We start from the raw sequence: 18,267 nt of genomic DNA on the forward strand, positions 1-18,267 counted from the left end.
ATTGCGCAGGATTGCAACGTCACCGACACCTGCCGGCCCTGCGGCTGCAAGCGGGCGAACTTACCAGATAGATTCGGGGTGCGCCACTCCCGGTTGTCGAGGCCCATGGCAAATCGCTTGCAAAACTGCGACAGCCCGCCATTGCTGGGTATGCATTGCCTCGAATGTTGATTTTAGTCGTTTTGCAGGCGCTTGCTCGGCCGGCACATGCCTCCGGGCAGGCAATAGAACATGTTTTCCCGCGAGGGTTCGGTAGAATCCAGATTTTGTCCCTACCGTTAAGGAAGGCTAATGGCTCAGCCCTACAGTGCGCGCAGTCGCGCCATCGAACCTTTTCATGTCATGGCATTGCTGGCGCGGGCCAATGAGCTGCAAGCCGCCGGCCATGACGTGATCCACCTGGAAATCGGTGAGCCGGATTTCACCACTGCCGAGCCCATCATCCAGGCCGGCCAGGCAGCATTGGCCAACGGCAAGACCCGCTACACCGCGGCCCGTGGTCTGCCGGAATTGCGCGAGGCCATCAGCGGGTTCTATCAGCAGCGCTACGGGCTGAACGTCGACCCCGAGCGTATCCTGATCACCCCTGGCGGTTCCGGCGCTTTGCTGCTGGCCAGCAGCCTGTTGGTGGATCCGGGCAAGCATTGGCTGCTCGCAGACCCCGGTTACCCGTGCAATCGTCACTTCCTGCGGTTGGTGGAGGGCGCGGCCCAACTGGTGCCGGTCGGCCCCGAAGTGCGCTACCAGTTGACCGCCGACCTGGTGGCCAAGCACTGGAATCAAGACAGTGTCGGCGCGCTCGTGGCGTCCCCGGCCAACCCGACCGGGACGATCCTCACGCGTGACGAATTGGCCGGGCTTTCCGCCGCCATCAAGGCGCGCAACGGCCACTTGGTGGTGGACGAGATTTACCATGGCCTCACCTACGGCACGGACGCGGCCAGCGTGCTGGAAGTCGACGACGAAGCATTTGTCCTGAATAGTTTTTCCAAGTATTTCGGCATGACCGGCTGGCGCCTGGGGTGGCTGGTGGCGCCCCCGGCCGCAGTGGGGGAGTTGGAGAAACTGGCGCAAAACCTTTACATCAGTGCGCCAAGCATGGCCCAGCACGCGGCGCTAGCGTGTTTCACCCCGCAAACCCTGAGCATTCTTGAAGAGCGCCGCGCTGAATTCGGCCGTCGTCGTGACTTCCTGCTGCCTGCCTTGCGCGAGTTGGGGTTTGGCATCGCCGTCGAGCCGGAAGGGGCGTTCTATTTGTATGCCGATATCAGCGCGTTCGGCGGTGATGCCTTCGCATTCTGTCGTCACTTCCTCGAAACCGAGCATGTGGCCTTTACCCCTGGCCTGGATTTTGGCCGCTTCAAAGCCGGTCATCATGTGCGCTTTGCCTACACGCAAAACCTCGATCGCCTGCAGGAGGCGGTGGAGCGAATCGCCCGTGGCTTGCGGAGCTGGCAAGGCTGATGCGCTTTAATCCTCCCCTCGAAGAAGCGCGGCTGATTCGTCGCTACAAGCGTTTTCTCACCGATATCGAAACCGTTACCGGCGAGTTGCTCACCATTCACTGCCCCAACACCGGCTCGATGCTCAATTGCATGGTGGAAGGTGGGCAGGTCTGGTTCAGTCGCTCCAATGACCCCAAGCGCAAGTTGCCTGGTACCTGGGAAATCGCCGAGACGCCCCAGGGGCGTCTGGCCTGCGTGAACACCGCGCGTGCCAATCAGTTGGTCGAGGAGGCGTTGCTGGCGGGGGTCATCACCGAACTCAACGGCTTTACTGCGTTGAAGCGCGAGGTGCCTTACGGCCAGGAGAAAAGCCGCATCGATTTTCGTCTGGACTATCCCGATGGCGCGGCCTACGTCGAAGTCAAAAGTGTGACCCTGGGCTTTGATGGCTCTGCGGTTGCCGCGTTCCCTGATGCGGTGACCCAGCGCGGCGCCAAGCATTTGCGCGAGCTGGCCCATCTGGCGCGGCAGGGTGTGCGTGCAGTGCAGTTGTACTGCGTCAATCTCTCGGGCATTGATGCCGTGCGCCCGGCGGTGGAAATCGACGCGGCCTACGCCGCCGCCCTGCGTGAAGCCAAGTCGGCGGGGGTGGAAGTGCTGGCGTATGGCGTGCGGGTGACTTCCGAAGAAATCTGTGTGGATCGGCGGCTGGACGTGCTGCTCGACTAGAGCGCCAGCCACAGGCCCTGGTCATCTTCGCGGCCGGGCAGGGCGGTAAGGCTTTGCCCGGCGCAAGGGCCGGCGATGCACTCGCCGCTCTCGATCAGGAACAGGGCGCCGTGGGTGGCGCACTGGATCAAACTGGCGCTGGCGTCGAGAAACTGGTCGGGTTGCCATTCCAGCGAAATGCCGCGATGGGGGCAACGGTTGATGTAGAAGTAGGCTACACCGTCCCGACGCACCGCCAACACCTTGCAGCCGTCGATATCAAAACCGAGGCTGCAGTTAGGCGCGAGGGTTTCGGAGGGGCAGAGAAACTTCATTTCAATCCTTAAGTGCCTTGACGTTCAAATGCAAACAATTATCAAATGCCGGCTTCGCCCGTTAGCTGAGCGGGCGCTCAATGCGATGCCAGGCGGGCGTTATCTGCCTCATCGATGAGTGCTTGAGCGGCCCCGCCTTTGCAAGGAAACCCTGTTATGCGCCTGAGTACCAGCGCTATTGCGCTTGTTGTCGGATTGCTGGTCAACCACGGGGCTCAAGCCTCCGAACTGCCACAACGCTGGGTGAGTGCCGGCGGGGCGCTGTCGGAATGGGTGACGGCCCTGGGGGGTGAGTCGAAATTGGTGGGTGTGGATACCACCAGTCAGCATCCGGAGTCTCTCAAGGCGTTGCCGAGCATTGGCTATCAGCGGCAGTTGTCGGCGGAAGGCATTCTGAGTTTGCGCCCGCAGGTGCTGGTCGGTACCGAAGAAATGGGGCCGCCGCCCGTGCTGGCGCAGATTCGCAACGCGGGTGTGCAGGTGGAAATGTTCTCGGCGCAGCCGGACCTGCCCACGCTGAAAGGTAACCTTCAGCACTTGGGCACGTTGCTGGGCAATGAGGCCAAAGCCAACGAATTGTTTGCCGGATATGAGCAGGCGTTGGATCAGCAAAAGCGCTGGGTAAGCAAGGCCCAATCGACCCAAAAGGCGCCAGGCGTGTTGCTGTTGCTCGGTCATGCAGGCGGCAAGCCGCTGATCGCGGGCAAAGACACGGCGGCTGACTGGATGTTGCAGCAGGCTGGCGGGCGCAACCTGGCGACCCATACTGGCTACAAGCCGTTTTCGGTGGAGTCGTTGGCAGGGTTGAGCCCGGATGTGCTGGTGTTTGCTGATCGTGCCCTGACCGGTGAGGCGGCGCGTGCCGCACTGTTCAAGGAGAACCCGATCCTGGCTTCCACGCCAGCGGCCAAAAGCGGGCGAGTGTTTGAGGTCGATCCCACCTTGCTGGTCGGTGGGCTTGGGCCGCGCCTGCCACAAAGCCTCGCGGACCTGTCCGCCGGGTTTTATCCGTCCCTGGCCAAGCCAGCCCCATGAGCACTTTGGTTAAACCGAAGACGCTGTTTGTGGGGTTGGCGCTGCTGTGTGTATTCGCTATTTGGCTCTCGCTGGCGCTGGGGCCAGTCAGCCTGCCCTTGCTGGATACGCTCAGGGCTGCGTTGCGGTGGATGGGAGTGCCGATCGAGGCCCAAGGGCTGGAGCAGGCTGAGCTGATCCTGGGGCAGATCCGTTTGCCGCGCACGCTGCTGGGGTTGGCGGTCGGCGGCGTGTTGGCCTTGTCGGGCGTGGCGATGCAGGGGCTGTTTCGCAACCCCTTGGCTGATCCGGGGTTGGTCGGGGTTTCCAGCGGTGCCGCGCTGGGGGCGGCGGTGGCGATTGTAGGGGGTTCGTTTTTCGGCGGTTTGCCGGATGCATTCGGGCCCTATCTGTTGTCGCTATGCGCATTCCTTGGCGGCTTGGGTGTCACTGCACTGGTCTATCGACTAGGGCGGCGCAACGGCCAGACCCATGTCGCGACCATGTTGCTGGCCGGCATCGCCCTTACAGCCCTCGCCAGCTCGGCGGTAGGACTGTTTACCTACCTGGCCGACGACGCCACCTTGCGCACCCTGACGTTCTGGAACCTGGGCAGCCTCAACGGCGCCAGCTATTCGCGGTTATGGCCCCTGTTGCTGGTAAGCGCGGGTGTCGCGCTGTGGTTGCCGCGTCGGGCCAAAGCGCTGAACGCGCTGCTACTCGGTGAATCAGAGGCCAATCACTTAGGTATCGATGTAGAAAGGCTTAAGCGCGAGTTGGTCTTCTGCACGGCGTTAGGCGTGGGAGCCGCCGTGGCCGCTGCGGGCATGATTGGTTTTGTGGGGCTGGTGGTGCCACATCTGGTGCGTTTGCTGGCGGGGCCGGATCATCGTGTGCTGCTACCGGCTTCGGTCCTGGCGGGGGCGAGCCTGCTGCTGTTTGCCGATCTGGTCGCGCGCTTGGCCTTGGCACCGGCTGAATTGCCGATCGGTATTGTGACCGCATTTATCGGCGCGCCATTTTTTCTTTATCTGTTGTTGCGGGGGCGTGCCTGATGTTGCGTGTGGAAGACCTGCAGATCCGTCGCGGTCGCACAACCGTATTGGCAGGCGTCACCCTCGATCTGTTGCCGGGCGAGGTGCTCGGGGTCCTGGGCCCCAATGGTGCGGGCAAGAGTACGTTGCTCGGCGGATTGTGCGGCGAGTTGCCTCCTGACCACGGCAAGGTGTGGTTGGACCAACGCCCGTTGAGCGAGTGGAGTGGCGCGCAACGGGCGCAACGCCTGGCGGTATTGCCGCAAAGTTCGACGCTGGACTTCGCTTTCCGTGTTGAAGAGGTTGTCGGCATGGGGCGCTTGCCACACCAGACCGGGCGCGTGCGTGATGACGCGATTATCGAGGCAGCCCTACAGGCGGCAGATGTCGGCCACCTGAGCGGTCGCAGCTACCTGGCGCTGTCCGGCGGAGAGCGTCAACGGGTGCATCTGGCGCGGGTGCTGGCGCAGTTATGGCCGGGCGAGGCTGGGCAGACGTTGCTGCTGGATGAGCCGACGTCAATGCTGGACCCCTTGCACCAGCACACGACCTTGCAGGCCATTCGCACTTTTGCCGATCGAGGGGCAGCGGTGTTGGTGATCCTTCACGACTTGAACCTGGCTGCGCGTTATTGTGATCGGATTCTGCTGCTGGAGGCAGGGCGCCCGCATGTCTTGGGTGCGCCGGCGCAGGTGATGCAGCCGGCGCCGTTGAAAGCTGTGTTTGGTTTGGATGTGCTTGTGCAGCCTCATCCGGAGCGTGGGCATCCGTTGATCATTGCCCGCTGATCTGCAGTGTGGGCGGCTTTGTACCGATAGCGTTTTACGGGCAAAAAAAGACCCGGCAAGAGCCGGGTCAAATAACCGTGAACCGTGATTAGCCTGATGAGGAGATAATCTGAGAGTCCGAACCAATGGTCTTTCAGTTATCGGCTGATCTCGCGACCAGTTGTGATAATCATAACGATTCTCATTTGAGAGTCAACATTTGTTTTCAATGGCTCTTCAGGTTTTCTCAAACGTCCGTTCGGAATGCCTGTAAATGTTGGCTTTGCCAGTCGATCTAATTTTTTTGGCGGGCCGAAATGGCGTCCAATTGCCGGTTCAACGCTTCCTTGCGCTCGGCAGGAATGTCATTCCAATGCACATCCATCAAGGCCCCTTCGATTGCATACAGCAGCACTTTCGATGCGCGAAACCCGCGCGTCCGTACGGCCCGGTAGGCATCGACCGCACCCAGGCGACGCAAGTCGGACGCACTGTGGATGCCCACCGCATGCAGCCACTGTGCTGACGTCTTGCCAAGGTTTTTCAGGTGTTGCAGCTCATCGTTCATCAAGCCTCCTTGCGACGGCCGAATGGTTCGGTGGGTATCGTGACCAGGCAAGCCTGAAAGGAGTGTAGCGCTCAGTAGGAAAAGCGTAGTTCTTTAGTCGGAAACGGCCTAAAGACGGAGAGGAGTGATGTGATCCGGCAGGCGGGAAGCCCGGCACGCCTGTGCGATACCGGGCTGAAGCAGCGAGTATTAGCGGGTACGGTAACGCAGGCGGGTGCCAAAGTTGACTGACATGAGGATTTCATCGGCGGTCAGCTCCGCAGGGAAATAGGTCCCGGATATCTGCGCGTGGGCCAGGCTGGCGCCTTCCAGCGAGCAATCGCGCAGGTCCAAGCCGCGTAAATCGGCAGAGCGGAAGTAGGCATCGGTAAAGTCCACGCCGGTGGCGTTCAACTCACGCAAGTCCAGGCCGCGAAAGTCCCCGCCGCGCATGTCGATGACGCCGTCTTTTGGACGTTCCTGGTTGAAGCCCCGGATATCATCTTTATGCAGGAGCGAGTAAAGCGGAGTATCAAGAAGCTTGGGCTGACTCATGACGGCAACTCCTGTTGGATTTATGGCGCCATTATAGTGCCACTATTGCGGGGTCGTGCGCCCAAGTAGACGACACGACCAAGAATTTTTTCTTACAGGCCTGGCAGGCGCTGGCGAATATGCGCCACCAACGCATCGAGCGTACCGCTTTCATTGGTCTCGACGCGTTTGCTGAGGAGCAGCTCCTCGGCGGTCAGCGAGTCGCGATTGGCTTGCTGCTCTTCGATAACGGCCAGTGTCGCGTCGGAAGGATCATTGTTGTCTGCCTGACGTTGTGCCAACCAGCTGGCGATTACGGCTTGCGGCGCGTTGCAATCCAGGATCAGGAACGGCGCGCCGGTGGCTTCGGCTACTTTGGCCGCTGCATCGCGTTGTTCGCGTTTCAGGAAGGTGGCATCCAACACCACTGGGTAACCGGCACGCAGTACGGTGTCGGCGATTTCATTCAGCCGGGTGTAGGTCGCCACACTGGCGTCGGCCGCATAGATACCGGCCTGCGGCGTGTTTTCGACGTGTTGCTCACCGAACAGACGCTTGCGTTCCACGTCCGAGCGCAGGCGCACAGCACCCAGCGCTTCCACCAGGCGCATGGCCACGTGGCTTTTGCCCACGGCCGAAACACCGTGGGTAATTGCCAGGAAGCGCGACGGAATGGTGCTGTAGCTTTCCGCCAGATTCGCGTAGTTGCGGTATTGACGCAGGGTCGTGGCGCGTTGCACCGGGCTGGCCTCGCTCGGCATGCTGAACAGCGCGATCTTGGCGCGTACCAAGGCGCGATAGGCTTTATAGAAGTTCAGCACCTCCAGGCCTTGATAGTCGCCGGTCAACTCCAGGTACTGGCTGATAAAGCGGCGCGCCAGGGATTTGAGGCCGCGGTCTTCAAGGTCCATGGCCAGGAAGCCGGTATCGGCGTACACATCGGTGAAGCGGAAAGGCTCGTTGAATTCGATGCAGTCGAAGATCACTACGTGGCCATCGATCAACGTCGCGTTACCCAGGTGAATATCGCCGTGGCATTCGCGGGTGAAACCTTCCTGTTTGCGCTGGGAGAACAGCGGCTTGAGGCGCTCGAAGCTGCTTTCGGCCCAAGCTTGCAAAGCGTCCAGTTGCGCCAGGTCGGCCTTGTCACTGAGGAACGGGCGAATCTGGTCGAAGTTCTGGCGAACCGGTGCCATCACCTCGTCCGGGGTGCCGGCCGGGTGTTCCTGCGGTACTTTCGGTGCGGTGAGGTGGAAGTGCGCGATTTGCTTGGCCATCTCATCGATGTGCGCGCTGGTCAATTCGCCGTTGGCTTGCAAGGTGCTGAGCAGTTGGCTCTGCGGGAACTGACGCATTTTCAGCGCATATTCGATGACTGGGCCATCGCCACCCAACTGAGGGGCCTCGGCCGTGCCGGTGATCGGCAACACTTCAAGATACAAATCTTCGGTCAAACGCTGGTTGAGGCGCAGCTCTTCATTGCAGAAGTGGCCGCGCTTTTCCAGATCCGTGAAGTCCAGGAAGCCGAAGTTCATCGGTTTCTTCAATTTATAGGCATAGGGCCCGGTCAGCACGACCCAGGAAATATGGGTCTCGATGACTTGGAACGCATCAACCGGGTGGGCGTATAAGGCCGGGTTTTGCAGGGCGGCGATCAGGGTCTGGCTCACGGGCGATCCTTCAGAGTCTGGCGGAAAACATGGCGGGCATTATGGCTGCTGCGGCCGGTCGTGCAAACCGCTGTCCGGCTCATGTTGATCATCAATAAAGTGCGTATAATCCGCCGCCATGACTCGAACCCGATCTCCCCGTTCCCGTAAAAAACCTCCTTCCCGCGGCCTGCGCCCTTGGCTGGGCTGGGCGCTCAAGCTCGGCCTCGTGGGCCTCGTAGTGCTCGCCGGCTTTGCGGTGTACCTCGACGCTGTGGTCCAGGAGAAGTTCTCCGGCAAGCGTTGGACCATTCCCGCCAAGGTGTATGCACGCCCGCTGGAGTTGTTTACCGGCCAGAAGCTGAGCAAGGATGACTTCCTGACCGAACTCGACGCCTTGGGCTATCGCCGCGAACCCGTGAGCAACGGGCCGGGCGCGGCGGCTGTCAGTGGTAACACCGTCGACTTGAATACCCGCGGTTTCCAGTTCTATGAAGGCCTGGAAAAAGCCCAGCCTGTGCGCGTGCGCTTTTCCGGCGATTACGTCGCTGAGTTGTCGTCCCTCAATGGCTCGAAGCTGCCGGTGGTTCGCCTCGAACCGCTGATGATCGGCGGCATTTACCCTAAAAACCTTGAAGATCGCATCCTGATCAAGCTTGACCAGGTGCCGCCGTACCTGTTGGAAACCCTGGTTGCTGTTGAAGACCGCGATTTCTACCACCACTGGGGCGTTTCGCCGAAGTCGATCGCCCGCGCGGTCTGGGTGAACACTTCCGGCGGCAAGATGACCCAGGGCGGCAGTACGCTGACGCAACAGTTGGTCAAGAACTTCTACCTGACCAACGAGCGTAGCCTCACCCGTAAGCTCACTGAAGCCATGATGGCGATGCTGCTGGAGCTGCACTACAGCAAGCAGGAAATCCTTGAGGCGTACCTCAACGAGGTATTCGTCGGCCAGGATGGCCAGCGCGCCGTGCATGGTTTCGGCCTGGCCAGCCAGTTCTTCTTTGGCCAGCCGCTGTCCGAACTGAAGCTGCACCAGGTGGCGTTGCTGGTGGGCATGGTCAAGGGGCCTTCCTACTACAACCCGCGCCGCAATCCTGAGCGTGCGCTGGAGCGACGCAACCTCGTGCTTGATGTACTTGAGCAACAAGGTGTTGCCACGGCTGAACAGGTCGCTGCCGCGAAGAAAATGCCGTTGGGTGTCACTACCCGCGGCAAGCTGGCGGACAGCTCCTTCCCGGGCTTTATCGATCTGGTCAAGCGCCAACTGCGTGAAGACTACCGCGACGAAGACTTGACCGAAGAAGGCCTGCGAATCTTCACCAGTTTCGACCCGATCCTGCAGATGAAGGCCGAAGCGTCCGTCAATGACACGTTCAAGCGTCTGACAGGCCGTAAAGGTTCCGATGAAGTCGAAGCGGCCATGGTTGTGACCAATCCGGAAACGGGTGAAGTGCAAGCCATGATCGGCAGCCGTCAGGCCAGCTTTGCCGGGTTCAACCGCGCGCTGGATGCGGTGCGGCCAATCGGTTCCCTGGTCAAGCCTGCGGTTTACCTGACCGCGTTGGAAAAACCGAGCAAATACACCCTGACCAGTTGGCTCTCAGATGACCCGCTGTCGGTCAAAGGTGCCGATGGCCAAGTGTGGACACCCCAGAACTTCGACCGTCGTTCCCACGGTACGATATTCCTGTATCAGGGCATTGCGCATTCCTACAATATTTCCACGTCGCGGCTGGGCCTTGAGGTCGGCGTGCCGAATGTCCTCAAGACCATCGCGCGGCTGGGTGTCACTCGTGAGTTCCCGGCCTTCCCGTCGATCCTGTTGGGCGCTGGCGCGATGACCCCGATGGAAGTCGCGACGATGTACCAGACCCTCGCCAACGGTGGTTTCAACACCCCCATGCGCGGGATCCGCAGCGTGCTGACCGCCGAGGGTGAGCCGCTCAAGCGCTACCCGTTCCAGATTCAGCAACGGTTTGATGCGGGCTCCATTTATCTGATCCAGAACGCCATGCAGCGCGTGATGCGTGAAGGTACCGGGCGTTCGGTCTATAGCGTGCTGCCGGCGAACCTGACATTGGCAGGCAAGACCGGTACCAGTAACGATTCGCGTGACAGCTGGTTCGCAGGTTTCGGCCAGGACGTGCTGGCGGTGGTGTGGCTGGGGCGCGACGATAACGGCAAGACGCCGTTTACCGGTGCCACCGGTGCGCTGCAGGTCTGGACCAGTTTCATGCGCAAAGCTGATCCGCTGCCGTTGAACATGCCGCAGCCGGATAACATCGTGCAGGCTTGGATCGATCCGCACACGGGGCAGGGCTCAGATGCCAACTGTCCGGGCGCGGTGCAGATGCCGTATATTCGCGGCAGCGAACCGCCTCCCGGCGCCGCATGCGGTGGCAGTGCCCCCGCTGATGCGGAGTCGGTGATGGATTGGGTCAAGGGCTGGATGAATTAAGCAAAGAGGGTTTCAAGTGAACAAGTGGTGGATTCCAGCTATTACAGCTCTGGCTTTGCTCAACGGTTGCGCCAGCGTGCAGCGCGGCTCCATTCCCGTGGTGGATTCGAGCACTGCCGTCTCCAATAACGACCGGATTTCGGCCAATGGCGGCTTCCGCCAGACCGTGACCAATCGTCCAGCGCAAGCTGCGACCCAGGCGATGCCACAGGATTCCGGTGTGGTGGTCATGGTGCCAGGCGCTGGCGCTGCCACGTCTGCGCCGATCAGTGCCGAGCCGTGGACGCCAGGGCCAAGCACCTCGGGTCCGATCGACTCCACGCCGATTCAAACTGCGCCGATCAATCAGGGCACCTACACCATGCCGTCGACGCCAAGTGGAATTCCATCGTCTTCCAGCGGTGGCGGCCTGTCGGCTGACGAGCAACTGGATGGCCCGGTGCTTGCGCTGCTGACCACGGCCCAGCAACAGCAGGCGGGTGGTGATTTGAATGGTGCGTCGTCGAGCCTCGAACGTGCCCAGCGCGTGGCTCCGCGTGAGCCGCAAGTGTTGTATCGCCTGGCCCAGGTTCGCATGGCCCAGGGTGATGCTCCGCAGGCCGAGCAGTTCGCCCGTCGTGGCCTGAGCCTGGCCAACGGTCGTCCCGACTTGCAAGCCAGCCTGTGGGCCTTGATTGGTGACGCGCGCGCTGCGCAAGGCGATGCCGCCGGTGCCGCGCAGGCTCGGCAAAAAGCCAAGGTCAGCCTCTGATGGATGCACGCTTCCCCGCCATTGCCGAACAGTTATTGCTGATTGAGCGCGAGTTGCGCGTGCAGGGCTGGTGGGACGAGGTGTCCCCCAGCGTCGAGGCGCTCAGCAGCGTTGAACCTTTTTCTGTGGATACGCTGGATTTTCACCAGTGGCTGCAGTGGGTATTCCTGGTGCGCATGAAGCAGATCCTCGAACAGGACCTGCCGCTGCCCAATGCGTCGGGCATCCTGGAAATGGCCGAGATGGTCTACGCCGACCGCCCGCTGGAAAGCCTTGGCTTACGTAATGCGCTGAAAAAGTTCGACCAACTGATCGTCGACGCTCGTTAATTGCCTGACTGCCGGTTTTTCCGGCAGTCTTGCGCACATTTCTACCGCTTGACGACATTCAGGCGAGTTTTATCCCTCCTCAAAGCCCTTTCTTCTACGTTCTCATGCGCTTAGTTGGAAAAAAGCGCAATTATTGCTTGACTTGAACGTCCTGAAACAGAAGAATCCAAAGTCCGCTGTATCGGGACTGCCAGAAGCAGGCCCGCTCAGCAGATCATGAGGCGCACATCCGCGCCGACCTATTACACCCGCAACGCGTTACCTCGCGCTGGGTGGGAAAAGCCCGCAACACTTGGGACGATCCCAATACTTGCTCAGTCAGTGCTGACGTAGTCGGCGACCACCGTCGCTCATGCTCTGTTGAGAAGTAAACCTATTAAGACCCGTCGGTTTTTTTAACGGACGGTATTCTGGCGTTTTAGAGGTGAACAACGTGGAGCTTTTATCTGGCGGTGAGATGCTCGTCCGCTTTTTGCGTGACGAAGGCGTCGACTATATCTACGGGTACCCAGGTGGTGCTCTGCTGCATGTCTACGACGCACTGTTCAAGGAACCGGCTGTTACCCACATCCTGGTTCGCCACGAGCAGGCCGCGACCCATATGGCTGACGGTTACGCCCGTGCCACCGGTAAAGCCGGTGTGGTACTGGTAACGTCCGGCCCTGGCGCAACCAATGCCATTACCGGCATCGCGACTGCGTATATGGACTCCATCCCGATGGTGATCATTTCCGGCCAAGTGGCTAGCACCATGGTCGGTACCGATGCATTCCAGGAAACCGACATGATCGGTATCTCCCGGCCGATCGTGAAACACAGCTTCATGATCAAGCATGCGTCGGAAATCCCGGAAGTCATGAAAAAGGCCTTCTACCTCGCACAGTCCGGTCGCCCGGGTCCTGTGGTGGTCGACATCCCGAAAGACATGACCAACCCGGCCGAGAAATTCGAATACATCTTCCCGAAGAAGGCCAAGCTGCGCTCCTACAGCCCGGCCGTCCGTGGGCACTCGGGGCAAATCCGCAAGGCCGCAGAAATGCTCCTGGCGGCCAAGCGTCCAGTGCTGTACTCGGGTGGTGGCGTGATTCTGGGCGGCGGTTCTGCGCCTTTGACTGAGCTGGCCAAACTGCTCAACCTGCCGGTGACCAATACGTTGATGGGCCTCGGCGCCTTCCCAGGTACCGACCGTCAGTTTGTCGGCATGCTCGGCATGCACGGCAGCTACACCGCTAACCTGGCGATGCACCACGCCGACGTGATCCTGGCAGTGGGCGCGCGTTTCGATGACCGCGTGATCAACGGCGCGAGCAAATTCTGCCCGAATGCCAAGATCATCCATATCGACATCGACCCGGCGTCCATCTCCAAGACCATCAAGGCCGATGTGCCGATCGTGGGTCCTGTTGAAAGCGTATTGACCGAAATGGTTGCTGCGCTCAAGGACATCGGCGAGACGCCGAACAAGGAATCCGTTGCCAGTTGGTGGAAGCAGATCGACGAATGGCGCGGTGATCGCGGCCTGTTCCCTTACGACAAGGGCGACGGCAGCATCATCAAGCCACAAACCGTGATCGAGACCCTGTGCGAAGTGACCAAAGGCGACGCCTTTGTGACCTCCGACGTGGGCCAGCACCAGATGTTCGCTGCGCAGTACTACAAGTTCGACAAGCCTAACCGCTGGATCAACTCCGGTGGCCTGGGCACGATGGGCTTTGGTTTCCCTGCGGCCATGGGCGTGAAACTGAGCTTTCCGGACACTGACGTTGCGTGCGTCACCGGCGAGGGCAGCATCCAGATGAACATCCAGGAACTGTCGACGTGCCTGCAGTACGGCCTTCCGGTGAAGATCGTGTGCTTGAACAACGGCGTGCTGGGCATGGTTCGTCAATGGCAGGACATGAGCTACAACAGCCGTCACTCTCATTCCTACATGGAGTCGCTGCCGGATTTCGTAAAATTGGTTGAAGCCTATGGCCATGTCGGCATTCGCATCACCGATTTGAAAGATCTGAAGCCGAAGATGGAAGAGGCGTTCGCCATGAAGGACCGCTTGGTGTTCATCGATATTCAGGTGGATACCAGCGAGCACGTCTACCCGATGCAGATCAAAGACGGCTCTATGCGCGACATGTGGCTGAACAAGACGGAGCGTACTTAATCATGCGGCACATTATCTCCCTGCTTCTGGAGAACGAACCCGGCGCTCTGTCTCGTGTTGTCGGCCTGTTTTCGCAACGCAACTACAACATCGAAAGCCTGACCGTGGCCCCGACCGAAGACCCGACCCTGTCGCGCTTGACGTTGACCACCGTGGGCCACGATGAGGTGATCGAGCAGATCACCAAGAACCTCAACAAGCTGATCGAAGTGGTCAAGCTGGTCGACCTGTCGGAAAGTGCCCACATCGAGCGTGAGCTGATGCTGGTTAAGGTCAAGGCCACGGGTGCCCAACGTGCCGAGATCAAACGGACTACCGACATTTATCGCGGGCAGATCGTTGATGTGAGCGCCAGCGTTTATACCGTTCAACTGACCGGTACTAGCGACAAGCTGGACAGCTTCATCCAGTCGATCGGGACGGCCTCGATTCTGGAAACAGTACGCAGTGGTGTCACCGGGATTGCCCGTGGCGACAAAGTACTCAGCATTTAACCCAAATTAGTGAATGGCCTTACGGCCTGGATATATAGAGGAACCTCATGAAAGTTTATTACGATAAAGATTGTGACCTGTCGATCATCCAGGGCAAGAAAGTCGCCATCATCGGCTACGGTTCCCAGGGGCACGCGCAAGCTTGCAACCTGAAAGATTCCGGCGTTGACGTGACTGTTGGCCTGCGTAAAGGCTCGGCCACTGTTGCCAAGGCTGAAGCCCACGGCCTGAAAGTGACTGACGTTGCTTCCGCCGTTGCTGCTGCCGACCTGGTCATGATCCTGACCCCGGACGAGTTCCAGTCCGCGCTGTACAAGAATGAAATCGAGCCGAACATCAAGAAGGGCGCCACCCTGGCCTTCTCCCACGGCTTCGCGATCCACTACAACCAAGTAGTGCCACGCGCTGATCTCGACGTGATCATGATCGCGCCAAAAGCACCGGGCCACACCGTGCGTTCCGAGTTCGTCAAAGGCGGCGGCATCCCTGACCTGATCGCGATCTACCAGGACGCATCGGGCAACGCCAAAAACGTGGCACTGTCCTACGCTGCTGGCGTGGGTGGCGGTCGTACCGGCATCATCGAAACCACCTTCAAGGACGAGACTGAAACCGACCTGTTCGGCGAGCAAGCCGTACTGTGCGGCGGTACCGTTGAGCTGGTTAAAGCCGGTTTCGAAACCCTGGTTGAAGCTGGCTACGCGCCAGAAATGGCCTACTTCGAGTGCCTGCACGAACTGAAGCTGATCGTTGACCTCATGTACGAAGGCGGTATCGCCAACATGAACTACTCGATCTCCAACAACGCCGAATACGGCGAGTACGTGACTGGCCCGGAAGTGATCAACGCCGAGTCCCGTCAGGCCATGCGCAACGCCCTGAAACGTATTCAGGACGGCGAATACGCCAAAATGTTCATCAGCGAAGGCGCTACCGGCTACCCTTCGATGACCGCCAAGCGTCGTAACAACGCCGCTCACGGTATCGAAGTCATCGGCGAGCAACTGCGCTCGATGATGCCGTGGATCGGTGCCAACAAGATCGTCGACAAAGCCAAGAACTAAGTCGAACGTATCAAGAGAAAACGCGGCTTAGGCCGCGTTTTTTCGTTTGAGGGGCGGGTTCTGGTATAAAGCTGCATCGTTTGCGGGCGAACACTCGCCGCAAGTATCTGTCGAATTTTTTTCACACCGTTGCAAGGTAAAGTCCATGAGCGAACGTCCCGAAGAGCCAAGCCAGGCTTCTGACGCCGAAAGCCTGCTGCCGATCGATGAGCATGTCGAAGAAGGGCATGACGCGGAAGGTCGCAAGGTCCGGCATCGTGGCATCTATCTGCTGCCCAACCTGTTCACCACGGCGAACCTGTTTGCCGGGTTCTATTCCATCATCAACTCCATGAGTGCCCAAAGCGCACTGGCGGCAGGTGATGCGGTGAGTGCCAGCAAGTATTTCGGTTTTGCTGCCATTGCAATCTTCGTGGCCATGGTGCTCGACGGCCTTGATGGGCGAGTGGCGCGCATGACCAACACACAGAGCGCCTTCGGAGCCGAGTACGACTCACTGTCGGACATGGTCGCGTTTGGCGTCGCCCCTGCGTTGTTGGCATTTGCCTGGGCGCTGGGCGATATGGGCAAGGTCGGCTGGATGGTTGCCTTCATCTATGTCGCCGGCGCTGCTTTGCGTCTGGCGCGCTTCAACACCCAGGTGGGAACCGCCGACAAGCGTTACTTCATCGGTCTTGCCAGCCCTGCTGCTGCGGGTGTGGTGGCGGGTATCGTCTGGGCATTCAGTGATTACGGGATCCAGGGTTCGAAGATGTCGTTCCTGGTGGCCTTGATGGTGGCTGCTGCCGGCATGCTGATGGTCAGCAACATCAAGTACAACAGCTTTAAGGAGCTGGACCTCAAGGGGCGTGTGCCTTTCGTGGCGATTCTGGCAGTGGTGCTGGTGTTCGCCGTGGTGTTCAGTGATCCTCCGCGTATTCTGTTGCTGGCGTTCCTGGTCTACGCCGCGTCGGGGCCGGTTCAGTACTTGCTGCATTTGCGCCGCGACAAAACATTGCCTTAATGTAATTTCCCCCATACTCCGCAGTCTATTGGTACATCAGTTCTCCAATGCTGCGGAGTTGCCATGTTAATCAAGTTGCCCAAAGCGTCCGATTGCCACGAGTCGGATGTCACGCCTGAATCCTTCTATCTCTCTCGCCGTAGCTTGCTCGGTGGTGCGCTTGCCGGCATTGCTGCCAGCAGCTTGCCGCGTTGGGCCAGTGCGGACGAGGCCTCGCGTTATGCCGATGTCGAGGCGGGCAGGGCGCCGGCCTGGTTTGCCGAGAAGCTGCCAGGCACAAAATGGCAGGCCATCACGGTGAAGGATGAGGCGATCACGCCCTTCAAGGACGCAACGCACTACAACAACTTCTATGAGTTCGGTACCGACAAGGGCGACCCGGCAGCGAATGCGGGCTCACTCAAGACCGAGCCTTGGAGTGTGGTTATTGATGGTGAGGTGGCGAAGCCAGGCCGCTATGCTCTGGAAGACTTCATGAAACCTTATCAGTTGGAAGAGCGGATCTACCGTCTACGCTGCGTCGAGGCATGGTCCATGGTGATTCCCTGGATCGGTTTTCCTATCTCGGCGTTGCTCAAGCAGGTTGAGCCGACGTCCAAAGCCAAGTACATCCGTTTTGAAACCCTCCAGGACCCAAAGAGCATGCCGGGGCAGCGCTCGAGTTTTGGCTTGATCGACTGGCCTTATATAGAAGGCTTGCGTCTGGATGAGGCGATGAATCCCCTGGCGATTCTGGCGGTGGGTATGTATGGGCGCGAATTGCCTAACCAGAACGGTGCGCCGCTGCGATTGGTCGTGCCGTGGAAGTATGGCTTCAAGAGCGTGAAATCCATTGTGCGGATCAGCCTCGTGAGTGAGCAACCGAAAACCACCTGGCAAAGCATTGCCGCGGATGAGTACGGGTTCTACGCGAATGTGAACCCGACGGTCGATCACCCTCGTTGGACTCAGGCGCGGGAGCGTCGTCTGCCGAGTGGCCTGTTCAGTCCCAATGTACGTGAGACGCAGATGTTCAATGGTTACTCGGACGAGGTGGCTGCTCTTTATACCGGTCTCGATCTGCGGAAGAACTACTGATGCGTTACCCGATCTGGCGCGTTGGCGTTTTTATAGCGGCGGCGGTATGGCCGCTGTTCTGGCTCTATGAGGCATGGAGTGCTGTCCTCGGGCCGGATCCGGGCAAGGTGCTGGTAGATCGGCTGGGGCTCGGCACATTGATTCTGTTACTGATCACCCTGGCAATGACGCCACTGCAGAAGCTTAGTGGTTGGGCGGGGTGGATAGCGGTGCGCCGGCAATTGGGATTGTGGTGCTTCGCCTATGTTGTGCTGCACCTGGCTGCTTATTGTGTGTTTGTGCTTGGGTTGGACTGGTCGCAGCTGGGTGTGGAGTTGCGCAAGCGGCCTTACATTATTGTCGGTGCGCTGGGTTTCCTGTTGTTGTTGGTATTGGCGGTGACCTCTAATCGTTACAGTCAGCGCCGATTGGGTAGCCGTTGGAAAAAGCTGCATCGTCTCGTGTATGTCGTTCTGGGGCTCGGCTTGCTGCATATGTTGTGGATAGTGCGGGCTGATCTCAAGGAGTGGGCTATCTATGCATCTATAGGTGCGCTGCTTCTGGTGCTGCGGATACCCCCGGTGATGCGCCGGATTCCGCGACTTATCGCGAAAAAACCACTTTCTGCAACAAAAGCGTAATTAAGGGTTGACGGCAGATTCTGGAAGTCTATAATTCGCCCCACTTCCGGCGCAGTCGAAACGGAAAACTCCTTGGTAAACAAAGAGTTACGCAGGATTCGACAGCGAGTTGCTTCAGTTCATCGAAGCCAAGAAGGAGTTGGTAGAGCGGTGCTGTTTGGCTCTATTAACGTTTCGATCCTCTCGGTCGAAAGCGGAGAAAAAGAGGTGTTGACAGCAGCGTGTAACGCTGTAGAATTCGCCTCCCGCTAACGAGAGATCGGAAGCGCAAGTG

Annotated in this window: 18 protein-coding genes; 14 read left to right on the forward strand and 4 right to left on the reverse strand. The window is 59.4% G+C overall.

Features of this window, described 5'->3' with window-relative positions; genetic code table 11:
• The first annotated feature begins 291 nt into the window (after positions 1-291).
• Positions 292-1,464: a pyridoxal phosphate-dependent aminotransferase gene (locus K7431_RS21230; RefSeq protein WP_015885900.1), complete on the forward strand. Its 1,173-nt coding sequence runs from the start codon at positions 292-294 to the stop codon at positions 1,462-1,464.
• Positions 1,464-2,174 carry a DNA/RNA nuclease SfsA gene (gene sfsA / locus K7431_RS21235; protein ID WP_015885899.1) on the forward strand — a complete coding sequence of 237 codons (711 nt, stop codon included), beginning with the start codon at positions 1,464-1,466 and terminating at the stop codon, positions 2,172-2,174. The genes K7431_RS21230 and sfsA overlap by 1 nt, the downstream gene beginning before the upstream one ends.
• On the opposite strand, the gene K7431_RS21240 is transcribed toward sfsA, so the two are convergent.
• Positions 2,171-2,488 carry a Rieske (2Fe-2S) protein gene (locus K7431_RS21240; protein WP_015885898.1) on the reverse strand — a complete coding sequence of 106 codons (318 nt, stop codon included), beginning with the start codon at positions 2,486-2,488 and terminating at the stop codon, positions 2,171-2,173. The genes sfsA and K7431_RS21240 overlap by 4 nt on opposite strands.
• 156 nt (positions 2,489-2,644) lie before the next feature.
• On the opposite strand from K7431_RS21240, the gene K7431_RS21245 reads away from it, so the two are divergent.
• The 3 genes from K7431_RS21245 to K7431_RS21255 are packed head-to-tail and all read left to right on the forward strand — an operon-like array spanning position 2,645 to position 5,324.
• Positions 2,645-3,523, forward strand: coding sequence for a heme/hemin ABC transporter substrate-binding protein (locus K7431_RS21245; protein ID WP_015885897.1), 879 nt, complete (start codon positions 2,645-2,647; stop codon positions 3,521-3,523).
• Positions 3,520-4,557: a FecCD family ABC transporter permease gene (locus K7431_RS21250; RefSeq protein ID WP_015885896.1), complete on the forward strand. Its 1,038-nt coding sequence runs from the start codon at positions 3,520-3,522 to the stop codon at positions 4,555-4,557. Before K7431_RS21245 ends, K7431_RS21250 begins: the two co-directional genes overlap by 4 nt.
• Positions 4,557-5,324 (forward strand): heme ABC transporter ATP-binding protein, encoded by a 768-nt coding sequence (locus K7431_RS21255; RefSeq protein WP_015885895.1) that lies wholly within the window; start codon positions 4,557-4,559, stop codon positions 5,322-5,324. Before K7431_RS21250 ends, K7431_RS21255 begins: the two co-directional genes overlap by 1 nt.
• 274 nt (positions 5,325-5,598) lie before the next feature.
• On the opposite strand, the gene K7431_RS21260 is transcribed toward K7431_RS21255, so the two are convergent.
• The 3 genes from K7431_RS21260 to K7431_RS21270 all read right to left on the reverse strand — a co-directional run bounded on the left by K7431_RS21260 (position 5,599) and on the right by K7431_RS21270 (position 8,054).
• Positions 5,599-5,871: a TfoX/Sxy family protein gene (locus tag K7431_RS21260; RefSeq protein ID WP_010562703.1), complete on the reverse strand. Its 273-nt coding sequence runs from the start codon at positions 5,869-5,871 to the stop codon at positions 5,599-5,601.
• A 189-nt stretch (positions 5,872-6,060) separates the two neighbouring features.
• Positions 6,061-6,405 (reverse strand): pentapeptide repeat-containing protein, encoded by a 345-nt coding sequence (locus K7431_RS21265; RefSeq protein ID WP_015885894.1) that lies wholly within the window; start codon positions 6,403-6,405, stop codon positions 6,061-6,063.
• A gap of 92 nt (positions 6,406-6,497) precedes the next feature.
• Positions 6,498-8,054, reverse strand: coding sequence for a bifunctional aminoglycoside phosphotransferase/ATP-binding protein (locus tag K7431_RS21270; protein ID WP_015885893.1), 1,557 nt, complete (start codon positions 8,052-8,054; stop codon positions 6,498-6,500).
• Positions 8,055-8,172: 118 nt separating this feature from the next.
• Here K7431_RS21270 and mrcB point away from each other — a divergent pair, with 118 nt between their 5' ends.
• The 9 genes from mrcB to msrQ all read left to right on the forward strand — a co-directional run bounded on the left by mrcB (position 8,173) and on the right by msrQ (position 17,993).
• The gene (gene mrcB / locus K7431_RS21275) at positions 8,173-10,497 is read left to right on the forward strand and encodes a penicillin-binding protein 1B (protein WP_015885892.1); all 2,325 of its coding nucleotides are present in this window, start codon (positions 8,173-8,175) and stop codon (positions 10,495-10,497) included.
• Positions 10,498-10,513: 16 nt separating this feature from the next.
• Positions 10,514-11,248 (forward strand): tetratricopeptide repeat protein, encoded by a 735-nt coding sequence (locus tag K7431_RS21280; protein ID WP_015885891.1) that lies wholly within the window; start codon positions 10,514-10,516, stop codon positions 11,246-11,248.
• Positions 11,248-11,577: a YqcC family protein gene (locus K7431_RS21285; RefSeq protein ID WP_015885890.1), complete on the forward strand. Its 330-nt coding sequence runs from the start codon at positions 11,248-11,250 to the stop codon at positions 11,575-11,577. The genes K7431_RS21280 and K7431_RS21285 overlap by 1 nt, the downstream gene beginning before the upstream one ends.
• Before the next feature lie 433 nt (positions 11,578-12,010).
• On the forward strand, positions 12,011-13,735 hold the full coding sequence (locus tag K7431_RS21290; RefSeq protein ID WP_015885889.1) for an acetolactate synthase 3 large subunit: 1,725 nt from the start codon (positions 12,011-12,013) through the stop codon (positions 13,733-13,735).
• Positions 13,736-13,737: 2 nt separating this feature from the next.
• A complete protein-coding gene (gene ilvN / locus K7431_RS21295; protein ID WP_003176102.1) occupies positions 13,738-14,229 on the forward strand; it encodes an acetolactate synthase small subunit in 492 nt (163 codons plus the stop codon).
• 47 nt (positions 14,230-14,276) lie between these two features.
• Positions 14,277-15,293 carry a ketol-acid reductoisomerase gene (gene ilvC / locus K7431_RS21300; RefSeq protein ID WP_003176099.1) on the forward strand — a complete coding sequence of 339 codons (1,017 nt, stop codon included), beginning with the start codon at positions 14,277-14,279 and terminating at the stop codon, positions 15,291-15,293.
• Positions 15,294-15,438: 145 nt separating this feature from the next.
• Positions 15,439-16,296: a CDP-diacylglycerol--serine O-phosphatidyltransferase gene (gene pssA, locus K7431_RS21305; protein ID WP_015885888.1), complete on the forward strand. Its 858-nt coding sequence runs from the start codon at positions 15,439-15,441 to the stop codon at positions 16,294-16,296.
• A gap of 63 nt (positions 16,297-16,359) precedes the next feature.
• Complete coding sequence (gene msrP, locus K7431_RS21310; RefSeq protein WP_015885887.1) at positions 16,360-17,373, forward strand: protein-methionine-sulfoxide reductase catalytic subunit MsrP; 1,014 nt, start codon at positions 16,360-16,362, stop codon at positions 17,371-17,373.
• Positions 17,373-17,993 carry a protein-methionine-sulfoxide reductase heme-binding subunit MsrQ gene (msrQ, locus tag K7431_RS21315; protein WP_015885886.1) on the forward strand — a complete coding sequence of 207 codons (621 nt, stop codon included), beginning with the start codon at positions 17,373-17,375 and terminating at the stop codon, positions 17,991-17,993. Before msrP ends, msrQ begins: the two co-directional genes overlap by 1 nt.
• Positions 17,994-18,267: the final 274 nt, after the last annotated feature.

The organism is Pseudomonas fluorescens group sp. (genome assembly GCF_020093335.1).
Lineage (GTDB): Bacteria > Pseudomonadota > Gammaproteobacteria > Pseudomonadales > Pseudomonadaceae > Aquipseudomonas > Aquipseudomonas petroselini.

Coding starts and splice junctions, on each gene's coding strand:
- K7431_RS21230 (WP_015885900.1), top strand. CDS start 292: ATGGCTCAGCCCTACAGTGCGCGCAGTCGCGCCATCGAACCTTTTCAT.
- sfsA (WP_015885899.1), top strand. CDS start 1,464: ATGCGCTTTAATCCTCCCCTCGAAGAAGCGCGGCTGATTCGTCGCTAC.
- K7431_RS21240 (WP_015885898.1), bottom strand. CDS start 2,488: ATGAAGTTTCTCTGCCCCTCCGAAACCCTCGCGCCTAACTGCAGCCTC.
- K7431_RS21245 (WP_015885897.1), top strand. CDS start 2,645: ATGCGCCTGAGTACCAGCGCTATTGCGCTTGTTGTCGGATTGCTGGTC.
- K7431_RS21250 (WP_015885896.1), top strand. CDS start 3,520: ATGAGCACTTTGGTTAAACCGAAGACGCTGTTTGTGGGGTTGGCGCTG.
- K7431_RS21255 (WP_015885895.1), top strand. CDS start 4,557: ATGTTGCGTGTGGAAGACCTGCAGATCCGTCGCGGTCGCACAACCGTA.
- K7431_RS21260 (WP_010562703.1), bottom strand. CDS start 5,871: ATGAACGATGAGCTGCAACACCTGAAAAACCTTGGCAAGACGTCAGCA.
- K7431_RS21265 (WP_015885894.1), bottom strand. CDS start 6,405: ATGAGTCAGCCCAAGCTTCTTGATACTCCGCTTTACTCGCTCCTGCAT.
- mrcB (WP_015885892.1), top strand. CDS start 8,173: ATGACTCGAACCCGATCTCCCCGTTCCCGTAAAAAACCTCCTTCCCGC.
- K7431_RS21285 (WP_015885890.1), top strand. CDS start 11,248: ATGGATGCACGCTTCCCCGCCATTGCCGAACAGTTATTGCTGATTGAG.
- ilvN (WP_003176102.1), top strand. CDS start 13,738: ATGCGGCACATTATCTCCCTGCTTCTGGAGAACGAACCCGGCGCTCTG.
- ilvC (WP_003176099.1), top strand. CDS start 14,277: ATGAAAGTTTATTACGATAAAGATTGTGACCTGTCGATCATCCAGGGC.
- pssA (WP_015885888.1), top strand. CDS start 15,439: ATGAGCGAACGTCCCGAAGAGCCAAGCCAGGCTTCTGACGCCGAAAGC.
- msrP (WP_015885887.1), top strand. CDS start 16,360: ATGTTAATCAAGTTGCCCAAAGCGTCCGATTGCCACGAGTCGGATGTC.
- msrQ (WP_015885886.1), top strand. CDS start 17,373: ATGCGTTACCCGATCTGGCGCGTTGGCGTTTTTATAGCGGCGGCGGTA.